This window comes from Shewanella sp. FJAT-52076, from assembly GCF_019457455.1.
In the GTDB taxonomy this organism is placed as follows: Bacteria; Pseudomonadota; Gammaproteobacteria; order Enterobacterales; family Shewanellaceae; genus Shewanella; species Shewanella zhangzhouensis.
In genome coordinates, this window is the sequence record NZ_CP080415.1 from 3,303,796 (window position 1) to 3,324,779 (window position 20,984).

At 56.1% G+C, this 20,984-nt stretch carries 22 protein-coding genes; 10 read left to right on the forward strand and 12 right to left on the reverse strand.

The genetic code is table 11. The features are described from left to right. Positions 1 to 27 precede the first annotated feature (27 nt). Genes K0H79_RS14555 through K0H79_RS14565 form a run of 3 tightly spaced genes read right to left on the reverse strand, consistent with a single transcriptional unit; the run spans position 28 to position 4,609 of the window. Positions 28 to 1,086 carry an ACP S-malonyltransferase gene (locus K0H79_RS14555; protein ID WP_220076283.1) on the reverse strand — a complete coding sequence of 353 codons (1,059 nt, stop codon included), beginning with the start codon at positions 1,084 to 1,086 and terminating at the stop codon, positions 28 to 30. Further along, entirely contained in the window at positions 1,083 to 3,374 is a 2,292-nt protein-coding gene (locus K0H79_RS14560; RefSeq protein WP_220076284.1) for an alpha-ketoacid dehydrogenase subunit alpha/beta, read from the reverse strand. Before K0H79_RS14560 ends, K0H79_RS14555 begins: the two co-directional genes overlap by 4 nt. A 59-nt stretch (positions 3,375 to 3,433) precedes the next feature. Beyond that, positions 3,434 to 4,609, reverse strand: a complete 1,176-nt coding sequence (locus K0H79_RS14565; protein ID WP_220076285.1) for an acyl-CoA dehydrogenase — start codon at positions 4,607 to 4,609, stop codon at positions 3,434 to 3,436. Positions 4,610 to 4,790: 181 nt separating this feature from the next. Here K0H79_RS14565 and K0H79_RS14570 point away from each other — a divergent pair, with 181 nt between their 5' ends. The 5 genes from K0H79_RS14570 to K0H79_RS14590 all read left to right on the forward strand — a co-directional run bounded on the left by K0H79_RS14570 (position 4,791) and on the right by K0H79_RS14590 (position 9,008). Then, positions 4,791 to 5,627, forward strand: a complete 837-nt coding sequence (locus K0H79_RS14570) for a LysR family transcriptional regulator (RefSeq protein WP_220065442.1) — start codon at positions 4,791 to 4,793, stop codon at positions 5,625 to 5,627. Positions 5,628 to 5,770: 143 nt separating this feature from the next. Further along, positions 5,771 to 6,631 (forward strand): MipA/OmpV family protein, encoded by an 861-nt coding sequence (locus K0H79_RS14575; RefSeq protein ID WP_220065443.1) that lies wholly within the window; start codon positions 5,771 to 5,773, stop codon positions 6,629 to 6,631. Continuing rightward, the gene (locus K0H79_RS14580; protein WP_220076286.1) at positions 6,631 to 7,032 is read left to right on the forward strand and encodes a DUF3019 domain-containing protein; all 402 of its coding nucleotides are present in this window, start codon (positions 6,631 to 6,633) and stop codon (positions 7,030 to 7,032) included. The genes K0H79_RS14575 and K0H79_RS14580 overlap by 1 nt, the downstream gene beginning before the upstream one ends. Next, positions 7,032 to 7,742 (forward strand): winged helix-turn-helix domain-containing protein, encoded by a 711-nt coding sequence (locus K0H79_RS14585; RefSeq protein WP_011760908.1) that lies wholly within the window; start codon positions 7,032 to 7,034, stop codon positions 7,740 to 7,742. Before K0H79_RS14580 ends, K0H79_RS14585 begins: the two co-directional genes overlap by 1 nt. 3 nt (positions 7,743 to 7,745) lie before the next feature. Next, entirely contained in the window at positions 7,746 to 9,008 is a 1,263-nt protein-coding gene (locus tag K0H79_RS14590; RefSeq protein WP_220076287.1) for a cell wall metabolism sensor histidine kinase WalK, read from the forward strand. A gap of 47 nt (positions 9,009 to 9,055) precedes the next feature. Here K0H79_RS14590 and K0H79_RS14595 read toward each other — a convergent pair whose 3' ends face one another. Further along, positions 9,056 to 9,376: a DUF1289 domain-containing protein gene (locus tag K0H79_RS14595; protein WP_220076288.1), complete on the reverse strand. Its 321-nt coding sequence runs from the start codon at positions 9,374 to 9,376 to the stop codon at positions 9,056 to 9,058. 131 nt (positions 9,377 to 9,507) lie between these two features. Between K0H79_RS14595 and K0H79_RS14600 the strand changes: the two genes are divergently transcribed. Beyond that, positions 9,508 to 10,035 (forward strand): DUF4136 domain-containing protein, encoded by a 528-nt coding sequence (locus tag K0H79_RS14600; RefSeq protein WP_220076289.1) that lies wholly within the window; start codon positions 9,508 to 9,510, stop codon positions 10,033 to 10,035. Between the two features lie 130 nt (positions 10,036 to 10,165). On the opposite strand, the gene K0H79_RS14605 is transcribed toward K0H79_RS14600, so the two are convergent. The 3 genes from K0H79_RS14605 to K0H79_RS14615 form a co-directional block, all read right to left on the reverse strand. Continuing rightward, positions 10,166 to 11,638: an AAA family ATPase gene (locus K0H79_RS14605; RefSeq protein ID WP_220076290.1), complete on the reverse strand. Its 1,473-nt coding sequence runs from the start codon at positions 11,636 to 11,638 to the stop codon at positions 10,166 to 10,168. An 84-nt stretch (positions 11,639 to 11,722) separates the two neighbouring features. Further along, positions 11,723 to 12,868 (reverse strand): HlyD family secretion protein, encoded by a 1,146-nt coding sequence (locus tag K0H79_RS14610; RefSeq protein WP_220065449.1) that lies wholly within the window; start codon positions 12,866 to 12,868, stop codon positions 11,723 to 11,725. A 2-nt stretch (positions 12,869 to 12,870) separates the two neighbouring features. Further along, positions 12,871 to 13,248, reverse strand: coding sequence for a DUF3302 domain-containing protein (locus K0H79_RS14615; RefSeq protein ID WP_220065450.1), 378 nt, complete (start codon positions 13,246 to 13,248; stop codon positions 12,871 to 12,873). A gap of 198 nt (positions 13,249 to 13,446) precedes the next feature. Here K0H79_RS14615 and purT point away from each other — a divergent pair, with 198 nt between their 5' ends. The 4 genes from purT (at position 13,447) to K0H79_RS14635 (ending at position 16,863) form a co-directional block, all read left to right on the forward strand. After that, positions 13,447 to 14,625 carry a formate-dependent phosphoribosylglycinamide formyltransferase gene (gene purT / locus K0H79_RS14620; RefSeq protein WP_220076291.1) on the forward strand — a complete coding sequence of 393 codons (1,179 nt, stop codon included), beginning with the start codon at positions 13,447 to 13,449 and terminating at the stop codon, positions 14,623 to 14,625. A gap of 301 nt (positions 14,626 to 14,926) precedes the next feature. Then, positions 14,927 to 15,532 (forward strand): PepSY-associated TM helix domain-containing protein, encoded by a 606-nt coding sequence (locus K0H79_RS14625; RefSeq protein ID WP_220076292.1) that lies wholly within the window; start codon positions 14,927 to 14,929, stop codon positions 15,530 to 15,532. A gap of 7 nt (positions 15,533 to 15,539) precedes the next feature. Further along, positions 15,540 to 16,037 carry a DUF2271 domain-containing protein gene (locus K0H79_RS14630; protein WP_220076293.1) on the forward strand — a complete coding sequence of 166 codons (498 nt, stop codon included), beginning with the start codon at positions 15,540 to 15,542 and terminating at the stop codon, positions 16,035 to 16,037. A gap of 13 nt (positions 16,038 to 16,050) precedes the next feature. Beyond that, the gene (locus tag K0H79_RS14635; RefSeq protein WP_220076294.1) at positions 16,051 to 16,863 is read left to right on the forward strand and encodes a DUF4198 domain-containing protein; all 813 of its coding nucleotides are present in this window, start codon (positions 16,051 to 16,053) and stop codon (positions 16,861 to 16,863) included. Between the two features lie 27 nt (positions 16,864 to 16,890). Here the strand turns inward: K0H79_RS14635 and K0H79_RS14640 are convergent, their stop codons facing one another. From K0H79_RS14640 to K0H79_RS14660, 5 genes are read right to left on the reverse strand one after another with little or no spacing between them, the layout of a single operon-like run. Continuing rightward, positions 16,891 to 17,844: a D-2-hydroxyacid dehydrogenase gene (locus K0H79_RS14640; protein ID WP_220076295.1), complete on the reverse strand. Its 954-nt coding sequence runs from the start codon at positions 17,842 to 17,844 to the stop codon at positions 16,891 to 16,893. A 2-nt stretch (positions 17,845 to 17,846) separates the two neighbouring features. Beyond that, entirely contained in the window at positions 17,847 to 18,464 is a 618-nt protein-coding gene (locus tag K0H79_RS14645) for a porin family protein (protein WP_220065456.1), read from the reverse strand. Between the two features lie 16 nt (positions 18,465 to 18,480). Beyond that, positions 18,481 to 19,251, reverse strand: coding sequence for a co-chaperone DjlA (gene djlA, locus K0H79_RS14650; RefSeq protein WP_220065457.1), 771 nt, complete (start codon positions 19,249 to 19,251; stop codon positions 18,481 to 18,483). Between the two features lie 9 nt (positions 19,252 to 19,260). Further along, positions 19,261 to 19,941 carry an N-acetylmuramate alpha-1-phosphate uridylyltransferase MurU gene (gene murU, locus K0H79_RS14655; RefSeq protein ID WP_220076296.1) on the reverse strand — a complete coding sequence of 227 codons (681 nt, stop codon included), beginning with the start codon at positions 19,939 to 19,941 and terminating at the stop codon, positions 19,261 to 19,263. After that, on the reverse strand, positions 19,938 to 20,984 hold the full coding sequence (locus tag K0H79_RS14660) for an aminoglycoside phosphotransferase family protein (RefSeq protein ID WP_220076297.1): 1,047 nt from the start codon (positions 20,982 to 20,984) through the stop codon (positions 19,938 to 19,940). Before K0H79_RS14660 ends, murU begins: the two co-directional genes overlap by 4 nt.

Sequence of the window (20,984 nt, forward strand, 5' to 3'; positions counted from 1 at the left end):
GCCGTTTTGTTTTTCTCGGGGTAGTGACTATTTACTGCCGGGCTTCAGTGCCAATGGCCGCTGGGCGTCCATCCCCATGGCAATAAGTCTGGTGTCGACTTTTTGCCCTTCACTGAAATCCGACTTTTGTTGCCAGCCAAACCAATGGCAACCAATGAGACTCTGGGCCACAGCGCCGCCAAGGGTGGTGCCAGGTCCCAGTATCATCACCCTGTCCGGGGCAAATTCTTTTACCGCCACCTGCACTGCGGTGGTGAAATCATAGCGCTCGGTGACCTGATGTCCCAGGGTGTAATCCCAGAGTTTTTCAGTGTCTGTGCTGTACTGGGTCCAAATGGCGCCGCGGCCGTCCACCATGGGTACCTTGGGCGCGCTAAAGAGGCTCTTTGGCAACAGGCTTTTGCCCTTGGTCGACACCTCGGTTAACAGGGGCGAGTGGAAGGCGCCATGGTTATAGAGCCGCATGGGGTAACGTTCATCGATTTTCGGCAGTCGCTCTTCGGCAAGCTTAAGCCCCGCTTCGTTGCCCGCCAGCACCCTGAAGCCGCCGAGGCGAATCGAGGTATAAAGGGCGCAGCCGTCGGTGGCATCAGCCTCGGCGAGCAAGGCATCCAGCATTTGCGTGTTGGCAGAACTCGGATGCCAGTTATCATCCATCTCGGGATAAATCATCTGCCCGCCAATTAAGCCATCCTGCATCATGGAGCCCATGGTGTTAATCACCCCGATGGCGCCCTCTTCATCCAGCGCCCCGGCGCAGGCAAGGGCGATATACCAGCCCATGGAGTTGCCGGTCACGGCCACTATCTCGAAGCGTTCCCGGTCGATATCCATAAAGTCGGCCATGGCGCAGGCGTAGATGAGTGCCGACGCATTCTCACCGGGGGTATGCAGCTTGAAGGAGTACTTATCCATGGCATCGAGTTCGGCAATGGATTTTTGCCCCTCGTGGCGCCTGAAGGCATCGATACCGGCGATAAAGTCGCCCTTATCGGCGTGGAGGCGCTGAAGATACCCAAGCTCCTCTTTGTTGTAGCAGCCTCGGCCCGGGGCTATCACTAACACTCTTTCTTTCGTCGTGCTCATGCCGATGCCTCCAGTCCAATCACGATGCCTGCATCACTGTCACTGCCATTATCAGTGCCAGCATCTTTGCCCTGCACCAGCTTGAGCGCGCAATCGACTATGCTGTCTTTACCCGGCAGCGGCAAGGTGGCAGCATCCGCCAGCGGAATAAAGCAGTCTTCGGCGTTAAGCCGCGCCACGGGAGGGCAATCATCGCCAAGCCGTTCGTGCAGCGCCGTGACTATGGCCTCAGAGACTGAGCCAGAGCGGCGACACTCATCCACCACCAGTACATGGCGGCAGTTGGCGGCGATATCACAAATGGCGGCTTCGTTGAGCGGCGCGAGATACCTAAGGTCCACCAGGGTGCAATTGATGCCCGACTTCGCAAGCTCCTTCTCGGCCTGACGGCTCAGGTAGTACCCATTGCCATAGCTGATGATGCACAAATCCTTTCCATCGCCAAAAATGCCAGGCTCTCCGAAGCGTAAAGGTTTGGCTTCACGCTCGGGCACATATTCCGCCGCCCACAGGCTATCGCCGGCCTCATGCAGGTCGCGGGTCATGTAGAGTGCGATGGGCTCAAGGAATATCACCAGTCGCTGCTCTTCACGTGCAAGGCGCACACACTCCCGCAGCATGCCCTGGGCATCTGCACCATTGGATGGGCAGGCGAGGATAAGCCCGGGAATATCGCGAAACACGGTGAAGGAATTGTCGTTGTGGAAGTGACCACCAAAGCCCTTCTGGTAAGCCAGGCCCGCAATGCGGATCACCATAGGATTGGTGTACTGCCCATTGGAGAAGAACGGCAAGGTGGCCGCCTCGCCGCGAATTTGGTCTTCGGCGTTATGCACATAGGCCAGAAACTGGATTTCGGGGATGGGCAGCAAGCCGTTGTGGGCCATACCGGTGGCGAGGCCCAAAATGGAGGTTTCATCCAACAGGGTGTTGATAACTCTGCTGGGGCCAAAGCGCTCCACCAGGCGCGAGGTTACATGGTACACACCGCCCTTTTTGCCCACATCCTCGCCGCAGATAACGATATTGTCGTTGCTCGCCATCAGCTCGGTGAGGGTCAGGTTAATCAGCTTACCCATGTGCACGGGTTTGCCCAGCGACTGCTTGTCGGCGGCAAAGAGACTCGCAAAAGCGGCATCTCCCAACGTCTTCACTGCACGGGGATTGGCAAGCTTCGGTGGTACCACGCTCGCCATGGCATCTTTTGCCGTTTTCAGCTTGGGGCGAGTGGCAGCCACTCTGGCAATGGCAGCAATCCTGTCTTTAAGCTCCTGATACATTGCGAGGATTTGCTCTGCGCTCAGTACGCCTGCTTCTATCAGCATGGCGGCGCTGCGAAGCAAGGGGTCCTGGGCTTCGTTTTCAAGGATTTTCGCCTTGGGCAGGTAAGCAATTTCGGCATCACTGCCAGCATGCCCCATCAGGCGCACGGTGCGCACATGCAAAAACACCGGCTGGCGATGGCTGCGACACCAATGGGCCGCTTCTTTGGCCACCTTGTAGGTGTCGAGCAAATCCAAACCATCGCAGCAAAAATACTTAAGCCCGGGCCTTTGGCTGAAATTGGCGCCAATCCAGCCCTTGGGCGTGGGGGTAGAAATGCCTATGCCGTTGTCTTCACAGACAAACATCAGCGGCATGGGAATATTCTGAAACGCCGCCCAGCAGGCCGCATTGATGGCGGTCTGGGCGCTGGCGTGGTTGGCCGAGGCATCGCCAAAGTTACACATGGCGATGGCATCAGGGGGCAAAGCCCCTTCAACACCCAGACGCTCGGTGAGGGGAATACTCAAGGCCACCCCAACTGCCTTGGGCAGATGGGAGGCAATGGTGGAGGTTTGCGGCGGAATATTCAGTGACTTGCTGCCCAGCACCTTATGGCGGCCGCCGGAAATGGGGTCTTCGCATGAGGCCGCAAACGAGAGCATCATGTCCCACAGCACGGTCTCACTCGCCTCATGGCGACTGCGCTCCACCATAAAGGCGCCGCTGCGGTAATGCAGCAATGCCATGTCGCTGGTATTGAGCACTGCGGCAATGGCGGCGTTACCCTCGTGGCCCGAAGAGCCGATGGTATAAAAGCCTTCATTGCGCGCCCGCATACGGCGCGACTCCAAATCAAGTAGACGACTCTTTAGCTGGGACTCGAAAATCCCCACAAAGTCGGCATCACTGAGCCCGAGGCGGCGATGATCCCAGCCCTGGGTGTGTTCGAGAAAGGCCTCGATGCGGCCGCTCTCCAATGCTTCGATAAACTGCCGTTCAACGGCAATAGCCCTGTCTTCCATGGTTATCCCTCACTGGGTGAACGATACAAAAACGGAGGCACCCGGCCCCCGTTTTCCCATCAGCAAAATGCCTGCAGATCGGTCTGGGCGCGTCCCAGGATCAGGGCATGGATGTCGTGGGTACCCTCGTAGGTGTTCACCGCTTCGAGGTTCATCACATGGCGGATAACATGGAATTCATCGCTGATGCCATTGCCGCCGTGCATATCGCGCGCGATGCGGGCAATGTCCAGCGCCTTGCCACAGGAGTTGCGTTTAATCAGCGAGATAGCCTCTACCGGCAGGGCATCGGCATCCATCAGGCGACCAGCCTGCAGGCAGGCAAAGAGACCCGTGGTGATTTCGGTTTGCATATCGGCCAGTTTCTTCTGATACAGCTGATTGGCCGCCAGCGGTCGGTTGAACTGAATACGGTCCAGACCATACTGACGGGCCGCATGCCAGCAGAATTCGGCGGCGCCAAGTGCGCCCCAGGCTATGCCGTAACGTGCCTTGTTCAGGCAGCCGAATGGTCCCTTGAGGCCTTCAACATTGGGCAGCAGCGCATCTTCACCCACTTCCACGTTGTCCATCACGATTTCACCTGTGATGGAGGCGCGCAGGGAGAACTTACCTTCAATCTTGGGCGCCGACAGGCCCTTCATGCCCTTTTCGAGCACGAAGCCGCGAATGGCACCATCGAGCTTGGCCCACACCACAAACACATCGGCAATGGGTGAATTGGTGATCCACATCTTGGCACCGGTAATGCGATAACCGCCGTCGATACGCTCGGCGCGAGTCTTCATGCCGGCGGGATCTGAGCCCACATCCGGCTCAGTCAGACCAAAGCAGCCCACCCACTCGCCGCTGGCGAGCTTGGGCAGGTACTTGCGCCGCTGTGCTTCGGTGCCATAGGTGTAGATGGGATGCATCACCAGGGATGACTGCACGCTCATGGCCGAACGATAACCGCTGTCGACCCGCTCGATTTCACGGGCCACCAGCCCGTAGCTCACGTAGTTGGCATTGGCGCAGCCGTATTCTTCAGGAAGCGTCGCGCCAAGCAGACCCAGCTCGCCCAGCTCGTTCATGATTTCGCGGTCGAAGTGTTCTTCACGGTTTGCCATCAGCACCCGCGCCATCAATTTGTCCTGGGCGTATTCGTGCACCATGTCGCGGATCATCCGCTCTTCTTCGGTCAGCAGGGAGTTGAAGTTCAGCGGGTCTTGCCAGTCAAATTGCACGCGGGCCATAGGGTAGTCCTTTATTGAGTCTTATTGTTTGAACGGGTTTGCAGGCGGCTTGTATGGCCAATACCAGAGACCAGAATGCCACTTGTGATTTGCACTAGCATAGGCATAATCAATCATTAGGAAAAATATTCTTTTTCTTTTACACCCATAGTATTTATCTATATCTTACGCGCAGGGAAAGATGAACCTTAAGGCATTGAATTACTTCGTCGCAGTCTTGGAGAGAGGCAGTATCAGCGCCGCGGCCAAGCACTGCTACATAGCACAACCCTCGATTTCGGCGGCCATTGCCGCGCTGGAGTCTGAGCTCGGGGTGCAGCTCTTTGCCCGCCACGGTAAGGGCGTTTCAGCCACAGAGGCGGGCATGCGCTTGTACCCCCTCGCCAAGCGGCTCCTGAACGAATCCAAAGCCATCCAGTCGCTGTTTTCCAAGCCTGAAACCCAGGTGCCGTTCAGACTGGGGCTCATCCGCTCCCTCGGCGTGGCCCGAATGAGTATGCTCCTCAAAGACTTTACCGCCGCCTGCCCGGACATGGACCTGACCCTGGTGGAACCCAGTGAAGAGTGCGATGGCCGCATCATCACCACCGCCGACTTGACCCCCAATGAAAGCTTTCAGGCCATGTGGCACGACACCTATTTGCTGGCAATCCCCCCGGCACTGAGTCTGGCGCTGAAAAGCAGCATCCGGCTCGAAGATTTGCAGGGGCAGCCCTTTATTCACAGGGCGCCCTGTGAGGCACTCACCAGCTTGCAGCAACTTTTGGATATGGAAGGAATAAAGATGCAGGTACGGGCCCGTATTCAGACCATAGAATATGCGGTGGGATTGGTGGCTGCGGGATTGGGCATTGCCCTGGTACCAGCCATTCCGGCACTGCTGGACCAGCAGGACATAGTATTCCGGCCGCTGGCAGACATAGATCTTAAACGTACCGTGGGCCTTGCCCTGCCTCTGGGGCACCCACCCACGCCTCAGCAACGGCAACTGGCCGCCCTTTGCCGGCAATGTCACTAGCGCCGCAAGAACTTACAACGCTTTGTGTTTTGCAAAGTACAAGTATCAAATTGCAACAGTCAAAGTTTGGCCACTGCTGCACCGACATTTACATGCTAATCTGTTGCAACCTTTGTTAACGGACAACCCAGATCGCCACCAAAATGAAGTCATCCTTTTTTGGTTTTTTACTCAGCGTCATACTCCTGTCACCCGGCATGGTGATGGCTCAGTGTGACGACACCACGGACTGCATTGAAAAAAACAGCTGGGATCTGGGCATCGCCTTTGGCTATGGCCAAAGAACCAATCCGCTCAAGGATTACGAAGACATCCCCATCTATGTGCTGCCCACCATCGCCTATTATGGCGACAACTGGTTTTTTGATAATGGCGCCATAGGCTACACCCTGACGGAACAAGAGCGCTTTACCGTCAATCTGATCACCGGCTTTTCCAGTGACAGGGCATTTTTCTATCGCTGGGATCCATCCAACATATTCCTGGCCGGTACCTCCCGTGGGTTCAGAGAGTCTGAGCTGAACGGCATCACCAGTTTTGCAACCCTGGACACCATAGGCGAACTCGAGTCCCGCAACTTTACCTACCTCGGCGGTATTGAGACCTATATCTACAACCGTTTTGGCACCTTAAGGCTGGCGCTGCTCCATGACCTGCTGAATGTGCACCAGGGCACAGAAGGTCAAATCAAGTGGAACTACCATTGGGGTCATAAAGACTTAAGTGTTGATTTTGCGGTGTTCTTTGACTGGAAAAGTCAGGAAGTCGTTAACTATTACTATGGCGTACGCCCATCGGAAAGTGCATACTGGCATGAGCATTACCGCACAGAAAACGGCTGGAATCGTGGGCTTGAGCTCACTGCCCGCTACAGCCTAACACCTGCATGGGAACTCCTGATGACGGCTCGCTACACCCAACTCGCCGATACCATAACGCAAAGCCCTCTATTGGACGAAGACGACAGCTACGCCTACCTCATTGGCGCTGCCTATAGGTTCTGATGCCGTTGAAGACCTGTCGTCGACTGTTGCTGCTGCCTTTGATAAGCCTGCTGGGACTCCCTGCGGCCAAGGCCGATGACACGTCCAATTCTTTCGAGGTGACCCCCAGTCTTTGCCTCAGTGACAAGGAAAACGGCCGCTGTGATATTCGGGTAACCCTAACCTGGTATGCCGAAAACCCCGTATGTATTGAGGTAGATTTACCCGACTTGCCCCGTTGGTGTATACGCGATGATTCCCAGGACTCACTGACCCTGGATATCAGTACCGATAAGGACCTGCATTTCGTGATGCGGGATGTGAAGAGTAACCAACCGCTGGCCGATGCGGTGCTCAAGGTCAAACCCCTGAGTGAGCCACAGACCCGGCGCCGCTTTCGTAACCCGTGGAGTATTTTCTGATGACGACTCAAGTACCACACAGAGTATTGCTGGTTGAAGACGATGTGCGTCTGGCAAACCTTATCGTGGATTACCTGAAAGCCAACGGTATGCATGTGGAGCTGGAGCGCCGCGGCGATACAGTACTGACCCGCCTGCTCAACTACAAACCCGATATCATTCTGCTGGACATCATGTTGCCCGGCATGGACGGCCTGACACTGATTGAAAAGCTGCCCGACTACTTTGCCGGCCCTATCCTGCTGATGAGCGCACTGGGCTCCAATGAAGATCAAATTAAGGGGCTGGAGCTTGGCGCAGACGACTATGTGGTTAAACCGGTCGATCCGGCGCTGCTGGTTGCCCGAATCAACAACCTGTTACGCCGCCACAGCGCGCCGCCAAAGCAGGAAAGCCATTGTCTAAATTTTGGCAAGCTCAGCATAGATCCCCACACCCAAACCATACGCCTGAACGACCAGCAGGTGGACCTGACCAGTCATGAATTCGAACTGCTGTGGTTGCTTGCCTCTCAGGCCGGTCAGGTACTGAGTCGCCAGTATATTTATCAGTACCTGCTCAATATCGATTTCGATGGCAAGGACCGTAAAATCGATGTGCGCATCTCGCGTCTGCGTAAAAAACTCGACGACAACCTGGAAACCCCGTTCCGAATTAAGACCGTCTGGGGTCAGGGGTATCTGTTTGCACCCGAGGCCTGGGCAAGTTAACCCGTGAAACGCCTCTTCGTCAGCCTTTATCTGCTGCTGAGTCTATCCATTCTGGGCATTGGCTGGACCCTGGATAGCCTCTGGTACCACAATGTGGACGACTCCGCCGCAGAAGACGCGCCCTTTCTGGCACTGGCCAGCCTGCTGTCTGAAATGCCCGAAGCCGAGCGGGCACGACACCTCGCCAAATTCGAAGAAGACAAGACACTGCCCCTGTCACTGCTGAGTGCCAGTCAGGTGGCCCTCTCCAACAACGAATCCCTGAGCAGCGGCCGAGTGTTTACCATTGCCCTCGATGACGATAAGGAAATGCGTCTGGTTCGGGTGGGTGAACAGGTGCTGATGGCAGGCCCCATGGAGATTGATCCCAGAGAAAACCTGCGCGGGCTCTTTACGCTGTTTTTCTATGGACTGCTGGCCGGTGTCGCCCTGCTGTGGGTGTGGCCACTGTCGCGGGATATCCGCATACTGCGGGAAGCCACCGAAGCCTTTGGCCGGGCAAAATGGGATACCCGTATCGCCCTGTCGAAGCGCTCTCAGGTAAAAAGCCTGGCCGATACCTTCAATGAGATGGCGCGCCATATCAGCGCCCTGATTGAAAACCAGCAGCACCTCACCAATGCCGTATCCCACGAAATTCGCACCCCGCTGGCCCGACTCAAGTTTGCCCTGGCGCTGCTGCCGGGATATTGCGGTAAAGACAATGACGACGAGAAGCTCACCCAATTTCTTGCGGATATGCAGTTGGATATCAAGGAGATGGAACAGCTGCTCTCAGAGCTTTTGACCTATGCCAGCCTGGAAGCCCCCAAGGAAGGGCTGAAGTTTGAAACCAGCAACCTCAGCGCCCTCACCCGCCAGGTGGCGCAGCGACTGCAAAGTTTAAGTCAGGTGCCCATCGAGCTGCATTTGCCTGAAAAGGATGTCCAGGTACCGGCGGACCCCTCCCTTATCGAGCGCGCCCTGCAGAATCTCATCACCAATGCCATCCGGTTTGCCCACACCCGCATTGGCATCGAGCTGGTACGGGTCGACAATGAATGGCACCTGTCGGTAGAGGACGATGGTGAAGGGATCCCGCTTGCGGATCAGGGCAAGATTTTTGAGCCCTTTTATCGGGTGAGCAGCAGCCAGAACGGCAACAAGGGACACGGGTTGGGACTGGCCATCATCAAGCGCATTATGCAGCGCCATAAAGGTAAAGTAAGCCTAGAGAGTGAACCGGGGAAAACCCGCTTTACCCTGCATATGCGAGCACGCAGTTAGTCATCCTGAAGGGTTATTTTAGCGATACAGTTCAGCGCGGCTGATATTCAGTCCAGACTGAAATGGCCAAGATCCAGTTCGGTATCATTGTTATCGTTTGCCTGCTCATCTTCCAGCGCCAGACGCCCATTGGCAGAGGCGCGCTCGGCATTCAGGGCCTCCAGCCTGGCCTTGTGCAGGGCATAGGCACGGCGGCGCTTGCGGTCACGACAAAGGCGAATCACTTCAGTCTTTTGGGCATCACTCAAATTTTGCCAGTGGAAGCGTTCGTCACGACTGCGAAAACAGCCCAGGCAATAGCCACGGTTGTCACTCTGACACACGTTGATACAGGGGCTGGGAATTTCGAAAAAGACTAACTGTTCCATGGATTCGAGACACTGAACGCTGTCCGCTAGGTATAACATCAAACCCTGAAAAAGGCGAAATAATCTACAGCCTGCAGGCTTGCCATGACCATCGCCAAGGCGCAGAGTAGATAAAAAACGGGAGAATAACCATGTTGAGAACCCTTACCCTGACACTCGCCCTGTTATCGCTTGCGGCATGCCAGAGCGGCCCGAAAACCGATTACGACCCCAACACCAATTTTGCGGCAATGAAACACTTTGCCCTGCAACCCCCGGAACAAACCAATGACCCCCTGAGTTCAGAGCATATCGCCATGGCGGTGACCCAAACCCTGATGGCCAAAGGCATGAGCCAGAGCGATACCCCGGATTTCAGAGTGACATGGGTGTTTCAAACCGGCACCAAGCCACCGAGCTCGGGTTTGTCCATTGGACTTGGCACCGGCTCCTGGGGGCATTCGGGGGGCGTCAGTGTAGGTACCAGCGTTGGTTTGCCCCTTGGGGGTGAGAAACAATATCAACAGATTCAAATTGATATATTGACGGCCAGCGGCGATCGCCTGTTGTGGCGTGGCAGCGACAACTTTGAATTCAGCGATGGCGGTGAAGACAAAGCCGAGGCCACCCAAAAAACCGTAGCCAAGATACTGGCCGCCTTTCCGCCCACGCCAAAGTAACGCCCACTGACAGTACCTGCGCGCATACGGCAAGGCTCGCTGCCATAAGTGCCGCTGTGTAAAAAGCCACCCAATGGGTGGCTTTTTCACATGCACTGTTCACATGCTCAACCTCTGGTGGTCCGGCAGGCTAATCCAGATGGGCATTCACTGTGCGGCCCTTTGCCCAGGCCCTGAGGCTATCGATTTTCTCCCGCATCACCACAGACAGAGGGCGGGTGCGGGACAGCTCTTCCAGGATAATGGCCTGATCCACCGGCTGGCGTCGACTCGCCGCTGAGTAGATAGCTGAAATCACTGACTGCTCAATTTCGGCGCCACTGAACCCCTGACTGGCTCGGGACAAGAGTCCCAAATCCATGCTGGTTACATCGACGCCCCGCTTTTTACAGTGAATAAGGAAGATGGCTTTACGGATTTCCTCGTCGGGTAAGTCGACAAAGAAAATTTCATCCATGCGTCCCTTTCGCATCAGCTCGGGGGGCAGTGCCTGAATATCATTGGCGGTGGCCACCAAAAACACATCGGATTTACGCTCTGCCATCCAGGTCAACAGGGTGCCAAGAATCCGCTGTGAGGTGCCTTCGTCACTGCTGCTGCCGCTGATACCCTTTTCAATTTCGTCCACCCAAAGCACGCAGGGCGCCATCAGGTCGGCCAACTCCAGCGCCTGACGCAGATTTTTCTCGGTTTCCCCTATGTATTTGTTATAGAGCGCCGCCATATCGAGGCGCAGCAGTGGTCGCTGCCAGGCACCGGCCACGGCCTTGGCGGCCAGGCTCTTGCCACTGCCCTGCACACCCAGCAGCATGATGCCTTTGGGGGGCGGCGCACTGCTTTGGGGCGAGAATTCGGGGGCGCGGGCCTTGAGCCACTCTTTGAGATTATGCAGGCCGGCAATGTCGGAAAAACTGCTGGTGTCGTACTCGTACCTCAGCACCCCATCCATGTCCATGAGGCGGAACTTGGCCTGATTGACCCGCTCCACATCATCATGGGTGATGGCGCCATCATCCACTATGGCCTTATGAATAAGGCGGCGGGCGTCATCAAAGGTCACACCACGCAGGTTATCGGCCAGTCGGGCAATGGCAGACTCATCGGCCACCAGCGGCAAGCCCTGACGGCGCACCTTGTCGATTTCATCCACTATGAGATTTTCAAGCTGGTTGCGACTGGGTAAAGACAGGCGGAAATGGGCACAGTAGCGGCGGATTTCCGGCGGGATCTCAAAGGCATGACTGACCAGTACCAGGGTGTGTTTCAGTGCATCGTATTCGAGTGCGATTTCTTTCAGTAGCCGGACGTTGCGCGGCGCATCCTGCACAAAGGGATGAAAATCACAGAGCACATAGATGCCCTGTTGTTGAGTGGATTTGATTTGCCCGAGCAGCTCAGCGGGATCGGTATTGAATTTTTGGGTACCCATGTCTTTATCGACCCGGGATAAGCCCGAGGTGACCGACCAGGTAAACAGGGGCTGATACAGGGTCATGGCGACCCGTTTCAGCAACTCGATAACCCGATATTCTTCGTAGGTTTCAATCACCACTATGGGAGTATTTGATCTGAGTACTGCTGTTAAATCCTTGATATCCTGCATCTTGTCTTCCGGCTAACAAAAGAGGCCCCTGGGGTGGGCCTCTGGATTATGCATGGATTTGCTGAATCTGGACAGCGGCTTGCTCTAGTGCCCTTCGCCGAAGAGGTAGTTGAGCCAGCCCTGCATCCTAAGCAGTACTTTTCGCATCACAGCAACATGAGAGAAGTGGTCTGTGTAGATGGCCACCTGCCCCGCCACCCCGGCCGGGAAGGCCTGTATCTCGTCAGAGCGTTCAAACTCAATCATCACCAATACCCTGCCCCGCTGGAACATTCTGGCGGAGGATTGCAGCTGACCATTGGCCTGTACTTCGCCCTCGGCCATGGCGGGCAGAACCTTGGCAACCCGGCCTTTAAATACCTGGCCCGGGGCCGCATCCAGTATCACTTCGGCCTCGTCACCGGCCTTGAGTCTCAACATGGAGTTTTGCCAAAACGCGCCCACAAAATAACGCTGCTCGTTGGGGATAAAACTCATCACAGGCCTGAGTGGCATGGGCACCACCACCATACCGGGGCGCAGCGCCATGTGAGTGACAATGCCATCGGTGGGTGCACGGACCACAGATTGCTCAAGGTCGAACTCAGCTTTGGCAAGCTCGGCCCTGGCCGCAGCGACCTTGGTATTCACCCCGTCGATGTTGGACTCATAGGCATAGCGAACCCGCATTTCCTCGGCCTTGGCGGCAGTGAGCTGCGCCTCGGCAGCAAAGTATAGCTGGCGCTTGTTATCCAGTTCGAGGGCGGTAAAAGGCGAGTTGGCACCGCCCTTGCGACGCCCCGCCTCATAGCGTTCATACTCAGATTTACTTCTGTCTCTGTCGGCCTGGGCGCGCTCCACGCTGGCCTTGGCGGTTTCCCACGCGGCCTCAAGCTGAGGCACTTCCTGCTCCGCCGCTTTCAGTGCCGCCTGTTTCTGGATAAGTGCCGACTCAAAGGGTCTGGGATCCAGCCGAAACAGCACCTCACCTTCCCGAATTGGCACGTTGGGCATCACGGCCACTTCCACCACCTTGCCGGTGACCAAAGGATTAATGGGTACGGTAACAAAATACTCGCGGGCAAAGCGGCTGTATGGATGGTTGTAATTCATCAGCAGCAACAAGGTGCCCAAAAGTACAATGCCGCCCAATACTGCCGTGGGCACAGTCCATTTGTTGAGGGGGATTTTGAAGACTTTGAATATCACCACACAGATGGCGGTGTAGGTCAGGATAAGCAGTAAATCCATGATTATTTCTCCTCATCCCGGGATTGAACTTCAGCGCTTTGTGCGCCGCCTGACTCCAGCAACTGCAGCCGACTCTCCAGCGCCTTCAGGTCGGCACTGAGCTCCTTGACCTTTTCTTCCAGTTCAAGCTCACGCTTGACCACGGTACCAAAGCCCCAGCCCCGGTCTTCACGGTAGAGGGTGGCCCAAATCCACAAAAAGGGCCAAAGCACGTGCAGGGTAAAAAGACTCACCCAGCCGGCAATATGCAGCGCATCCTGTTGGGGATGATTACGCTTTTTGGCAATTTCGTATGGGATGTCGTGGATGGCGATGATGCCGTAAAACATCACTACCACCACAAAAATTAAGACTACCAATGCAAAGTAATCGAGAAACACAGATACCTCCGTTTAACCTGCTTCACAAAATTTGTTAACAAATAGTAGCGTAGTTTTGAAAAAAATAACCGTGAGGCCGCTTGAGAGTTTTGCAACTCCTCTGTTGATTTTGCCCACAATTTTCCAACTTTATTGCCTGATGGAGGCAAATTCCGGGTTATGATTTTTGACATTAAACAAGAACGAGGAATAACAGCCATGATAGGCACCCCCTACACCCAGGGCGCTACCCGCGCCATGCTGCTTGGCTCAGGCGAGCTTGGCAAAGAAGTGGCCATTGAACTTCAGCGTCTCGGCGTTGAAGTCATTGCGGTTGACCGTTATCCCAACGCTCCTGCGATGCAGGTGGCACATCGCAGCCATGTCATCAATATGCTCGATGGTGAGGCGCTCAAGGCACTCATTGCCAGTGAAAAGCCCCACTTGGTGATCCCGGAAATTGAAGCCATCGCCACCCAAACGCTGGTCGAGCTGGAAGCCGACGGGCTCAGGGTTGTACCCACAGCCCGAGCCACCCGCCTGACCATGGACAGAGAAGGCATACGCCGCCTCGCCGCCGAAACATTAGCGCTGCCAACCTCGCCCTATGTGTTTTGCGACAGCCTGGCCGAGCTGCAGGCCGCCCTCGAGGTCACAGGTATTCCCTGCGTGGTGAAACCCGTGATGAGCTCTTCCGGTAAGGGACAAAGCGTTATCCGAAGCCTAAGTGACGTTCAAAAAGCCTGGGATTATGCCCAAAGCGGTGGCCGCGCCGGTGAGGGGCGCATTATTGTCGAAGGCTTTATCGACTTTGATTACGAAATTACCCTGCTGACCATCTCGGCGGTGGACGGCATTCATTTCTGTGCCCCCATAGGCCATCGCCAGGAAGATGGCGACTACCGCGAATCATGGCAGCCCCAGGCCATGAGCAGCCTTGCGCTGGAGCGGGCACAGCATATCGCCAGGGAAGTGGTGCAAAACCTCGGCGGCTACGGCCTCTTTGGGGTTGAGCTCTTTATCAAAGGGGATGCCGTGTATTTCTCCGAGGTGTCACCACGCCCACACGATACCGGCATGGTGACCCTCATCAGCCAGGACCTGTCTGAGTTTGCCCTGCATGTACGCGCCATTCTGGGGCTGCCGGTGGGGACTATAGTCCAGCATGGCCCCAGCGCCTCGGCAGTGGTTTTGGTTGAAGGGGAATCCAGCAATATTGGTTACTCGGGCCTTGCCGATGCATTGGCGCTGCCCAATACCCAGGTGCGCATCTTCGCCAAGCCGGAAATCCATGGCAGGCGCCGACTCGGGGTCGCCCTTGCCCGGGGTGCCAACATAGATGAAGCCCTGAAAACCGCGCTGGCCAGTGCCGCCTGTATCAAGGTGCACTTTAACTGACCAGTGAGCTGAACAGAGCAGCGCTTTAACTGGCTCCATCGCCACGTCACGGAAAATCTGAGCTTCCGGGCGTGGCCTATTTCCCTTGCCGCGTTTTGCCTAACAACCGGTCTGTAAATCCCTCCATTTGTGCACATCTTCCCTCACTGCCCGGGTTAATCGGAGCATTCGACTTGAGGGTAAAGGCTCCCGCAACACTGCCGTTGTAAACATTGTAAATAGTCTTTTGGTGAGAATTACTCTCAATTAGATTTAAGCCATTGTTGTTGAGCACCTCCCTGTCGGGAGTCACGGTTTCCCTATGTCTGTATCACTGCGCCCCTCCAAAAAGGCGCTTTCCATCGCCAGAACGCTCCATGTGTATGTGTCGATGGCACTCTTGCTGCTGATGCTGTTTTTTGCCTTTACCGGCATCACCCTCAATCACCCTGACTGGTTTGGTGCATCCAACGCCAGCAGCCATACCGAGTCCTTGGCGTTGCCCGACTTCCTCCTGCCCATTGCCGCCGATGACCAAGATTGGCAGGAGGCCGCCGCCCATTGGATGGCGAGCCAGTGGCAGGGCCAGCGCCAACAGATTGAGGTGAGTGTCGATGAGCTGGTGCTTGTTCAAAAGGGGCCCGGTCGTTACCGCACCATACTGCTGGACACAGAAATGGCCGAAGTGCAGGTGGAGAGCCTGGACTATGGCCTGGTGGCCGTGCTTAACGATTTACACAAGGGCCGCAACAGCGGCGGCATCTGGAGCCTGGTGATCGACGCCAGCGCCATACTGATGCTGCTGTTTTCCCTGACCGGTGCCTTTTTGCTGCTACCCCAGAGCCGCAGACTCAAACGTTCCCTTGGCTATATGGGCGGTGTTACCGCCGCCTGTGTGGCCATCTATTGGTTATCGATTCCCGGATGAAAGCCTGATGAAACTGAAATCCCTGCTATTGGTGAGTGCCCTGTGCGGCATCAGCACCAACTCCTTCGCCCAGATGCAGCTCGAGCTGAGCCTTAAAGAAATCACCACGGGCCAATACCACAGGCCCTATACCGCCGTGTGGGTTGAGAACAGCCGCGGTGAATCGGTAAAGACCCTGGCGCTGTGGGTACAACACGATGGCCACAAATGGTTTAAAGATATTCGCCGTTGGTGGCGCAAGGCCGGTCGGGATAATCCCGCCATGGTCGATGGAGTCTCGTCGGCCACCCGCCCCGCAGGCAAGTATCACCTCGACTGGGATCTGTCCAACGATGAGGGGAAACCGCTGGCCGAGGGTGATTATCAGCTCTTTATTGAGGTCGTCAGGGAACATGGTGGCCGTGAGCTTATCCGCCACCCCTTCAGCCTGCCCGGCAATGATTTCAACGTTAAGCTGCCCGCCACCAGCGAAACCGGCGAGAGCCAAATTCACTATTCCCGCTAAGCCAAGGAGCCCTATGAAACGTCTTATTCCACTGACAGCACTGCTGTTTCTGCCCCTTACCCAGGCCCATGACCGCTGGATACTGCCTACTCACTTCAACGTGTCTGCCGAAGACGGCAAAGGGGTATGGATAAGTGCCGACGTCAGCGCCAGCAATCAGGTATTTGAGGTCGATAAACCCTTCGGCGCCGACGATGTGCTTATCATCACCCCCGAGGGTAACACCGATAGGCCGAGTTCCAGCTACCGGGGCAGTCGGCGCAGCGTGTTCGATTATCAGTTAACGGATGAAGGCACCTACCGTCTTGAGAAAGAGGCCAAGCCGCGTTATTTCTCCCGTTACAAAATCAAGGGGCAGGACAAGCCGGTCAGAAGCAACCTCGACAAGGCTGCTACCCGCGCCGCCATGCCAAAGGATGCGGTGGAGCTCGAAGGTGCGCTGTATTTTTCCCGGGTTGAGTCTTATGTCACCCTCAATAAGCCCTCGGACAAGGCCTTTACTCCCAAGGGCGAGTATCTGGAGTTGGTCCCTGTTACCCACCCGGCTGACTTTGTGGAAGGCGAGCCTTTGAGCCTCAAGTTGCTGTTTAACGGAAAGCCGGCGCAAGGTGTGAAGGTGAATGTGGTCGCCGATGGCACCCGCTATCGCAATCAGATTGAAGAAATGAGCCTGGTCAGCGACAAAGATGGTCTGGTGCAGTTTACTCCCGCCAAGGCGGGTCGCTTTTTGCTGCACGCCGAGTACGAAGAAGCCATGAAAGACACTCGCCTTGCCGACAAGACGGTGAGCGAAATCTTTTTAACCTTCGAAGCGTCCCTGCAGTAACAGCCTCAGCAGACATAAAAAACCGGGTCAATCGACCCGGTTTAGGTTTTCGCCACGGCTGAATGCCCTGAGGTTTTCAATCGCAATATCCAGCAGCTTCTGCCTCGCCTTAACGGTAGCCCAGGCATTATGGGGAGTGATGCTGATATTGGCGGCATGGAGCAGCGGGTTATGTGGCGACGGCGGCTCGGTAGAGAGCACATCGACCCCAGCCCTGACGCGCCCGGCGTTGAGCGCTTCCGCCAGTGCCGCTTCATCCACCAGGCCGCCACGGGCGGTATTGATAAGCAGGGCACCCTGTTTCATCATTGCCAGGCTTTTGCGATTGACCATGTCCCGGGTGTCGTCGGTCAGCGGGCAATGGAGCGATAACACATCAGATTCGGCAAATAGGGTGTCCAGCGCAACAAACTGCGCTCCCTCAGGTAAATCCAGGGGTTTACTGCGACTATGCACCAGTAACTTCATACCAAAGGCCATACCAATTCGCGCCATTTGCCGTGCTATGTCACCAAAGCCCACCAGACCCAGGGTCTTGCCGGACAATGACTCCAGCTGCCCCAGAGTAAAACAAAAGTCGGCCTGGCCGCTCCATTGCCCCTGGATAACCGCATCATGGTGGGCACTGACCCGGGACATGTGATGCAGCACATGGGCAAAGCCCATTTGTGCTACCGCGTCCGGACCATAACCGGGCACATTGGTGACCGCTATCCCAAGACGTTTAGCGGCCGCTACGTCCACCACATTGGTACCCGTTGCCAGCACCCCTATATATTCCAGCGCGGGTAATGCCTCGAGCGTGGCAGCATCGAGCACGGTTTTATTGGTCAGCACAAACCGGGCACCGGCGGCGCGGCTCAGAATAAGCGCGTTCGGTGTCCTGTCATGGACCTCAAAGGGGCCAATATCAGCCAGGGGCGACCAATCCAGATCGCCGGGGTTAAGGGTGAAGCCATCCAATACACAAATTACTGACATAATTAGAACCTGAAACTGACGCCGACGTTGGCCTGCCCCTGCCACATCAGGTCGGCATTCACCTGCCACAAACAGTTATTGGCATCGCAAAAGAGGCTGTTTTCGCTGTCGATGAAAGTGGCGAAGGCACGAATGTCGGCCACCAGAGCAAGACGTTCACCGAGGCGATATTCGGCGCCAACGCCAAGCCCCAGCGAAAAGCGGGTTTCGTCGCTGTAGTCGTCCCCCGGCCGCATCTGGGTCAAGCCCATGGAGGCGGTGACATAGGGCAGAAAATCCCCGCTGGGGAAATACAGGCTGCCACCCACGTGGGCGTAGTCGAGTTTAAGGGAGGTGATGCGCTCGTTTGAAAAGTTGCCACCCGCTATCAGGTCGGTACTTTGGGACGAATAAAGCACGTACATATTGCCAGGATGATTGGTGGTGGTTCCCAGTATGATGCCGTAATGGGAGGACTCTTCGGCACTGACGCTGCCATTGGTATCGAGCCCGTCACGGTTGGCATCCAGACTGCTGGCGGCAAAACTGTAACCGGCAAAGGGGGTAACATACACCTCGGCGGCCACCAGCGGTGACACCGACAGTGACGCGGCAAACAGCAAACTGAGCGGGTATTTCATGGCTCTCTCCCTGAAATCAGCGCATCTTTCGCGCGGCCTTGACCGCCTCATAGGCGGCCTGGATATCCTGAGCCTTGCGCTTGGCGAGTTCCATCATTTCCTCCGGTAAGCCCTTGGCCACCAGTTTGTCGGGATGATGTTCATTCATCAGTTTGCGGTAGGCTCGCTTAACGTCCTGATCAGTAGCAGATTCTTCTATGCCTAACAAGCCGTAGGCATCCTTGAGCGAGGTCTTGCCAGCCCCGCCACGACGGCCAAAATTCACTTCTGCCTGCCAGCGGCCAAGCAGCATTTCCAATGCATCATCCCGGAAGCCCAGCTCCGATGCGACCACCTTGAGGATTCTGTGCTCGTTGGGGTGCAGCTCGCCGTCGGCCAAGGCCACCTGGATTTGGATCTCCAGGAACATCTGCAACAATTCGTTACGGCCCATGGATAACAGCCTGAACGCCCTGAGATTACCCTTGAGATCGAAGTCACCGGCCTTGCCATCCCGAAACGCCTGCTGCGCCTGACGGCGGGCTTCGCTGTCGAGCCTCAGCTGATCCATCAGATCCGATGCCAAACGGATATCGGCCTCGGTAACCCGGCCGGATGCCTTGGCCACATGCCCCATCACCGCAAAGGTCGTGCTGAAAAACACCTGTTGGCGCTTGCTGCCTGAACCCGCGGCGCCGGCAAATCGTTTATCGAACCAGTGCCCAACCACCAGGCCAAGCAAGGCGCCAAAAATCTTGCCGAACATAAAGCCAATCAGAAAACCAAAAAACTTGCCTTTGTACTTCATAAACGGACGTTACACTCCAGGCGCCATAAGTCGTTGATTGAGGGCATCGAGCCTCTCGGATGTGCCCACATCGCACCAATACTGGTCAAAATGTTCGCCGCGAATGCGCCCATTTTTCATGTGTTGGCGCAGCAGCGGCCCCAGCGCATGACGCCCGGGTGCCAGCGCGCGAAAGAGCGCCGGATGGTAAATGCCAATACCGGAGAAGGTGAACTTCGGACTTCCCTCAGCGCAGAGTATGCCCTGTTCGAGCGCAAAATCCCCCTGGGGATGCTGTGGCGGATTGTCCACCATGTAGAGATGCGCCAGTGTATCCCCCGACAGCAGTTCAGGACTGGGGGCAAGCCGGGGCAAGGTATCGATATAGATATCACCATTGACCACCAGAAAAGGGGCATCCCCCAGCAAAGGCAAGGCTTTTAGAATACCGCCCGCGGTTTCCAGCGCCTCGTCTTCATGGCTGTAGTGGATAGTCACACCAAACCGGCGGCCATCTTCAAGGGTTTCCACCAACTTATGCCCGAGCCAGGCGGTATTGATGACCACCTCACGCACCCCAATAGCCGCGAGCTTTTCGAGGTGATATTCAATCAGGGATTTGCCCGCAGCTTGCACCAGAGGTTTGGGTATTGTGTCGGTGAGCGGTCTTAAGCGCTCGCCCCGCCCGGCGGCCAGGATCATGGCTTTCATGCGCTCGCCTCCAGCGCCGGCATGACCCGCCCCATGATGAACTGGGCAAAGTCGCCGAGTTCCTTATAGCGAACCGCCACATCGCGAATATAGTGCATGGTCAGCGGGATATCCTTGAGGTAACCGGCCTTACCATCTCTGTGATTGAGGCGGGCAAAAATACCGGCAGCTTTGATATGACGCTGCAGCCCCATCAGCTCAAACCAACGTCTGAACTGCACCATATCTGTGTCTGGTGGCACCAGTGCGTGCTCGTGGGCCAGCACAAAGAACTCCACCAACATGTCATCCACCAGATCTTCGCGCCAGCGAATGTAACAGTCCCGCAGCAGCGACACCGCATCATAGGTCACAGGTCCAAGCACAGCGTCCTGAAAATCCAGCAACTTAAGCTCGCCATCTACCACCATCAGATTGCGACTGTGAAAGTCTCTGTGCATGCCCACCCTGGGTTGCTCCAGGGCGTTTTCGGTCAGCATATCGAAAGCGTCGGCAATGATAGCTTCTTCGTCGCTGGTTAATTCCAGCTTGAGATGGGTGCCAAGCAGCCACTCGGTAAAGATGCCAAGCTCACGGCGCACAAAGGCGTCATCATAGTCGGGCAATGGTCCCAGCGCCGTTTGGGTTACCGCCGCTATGCCCGGCAAGAGTGCCAGCGCTGTGGGATACCATTGGCGCACGCTTTGGCTATTGAGCAGAGACAACAGCTGCACATCGCCAAAGTCCTCCAGCGCCATAAAGCCCTGCTCGTCATCTTTGGCGATGATGGCCGGCACCGGCAAACCGGCTGCGGCGTAGGCATCGCGCACCGCCACAAAGGGCTCAGTGGGGATAAGGGCAACCGGGGTGTCCATGATCACCATGGCACGCCCCTGATGCACTGCGCGAAAGTAGCGTCTGAAGCTGGCATCGCCGGAAATCAGCACGGGGGAAAGCGTCTCTCCAAAGGTGTTGGAAAGCCAATGATTAAGGGCAAGAAATCTCGAGTCTGACACGGTCGTTCCATGGCTCTTGGTAAAAAATTGCTTTATTATAGCCAGCAT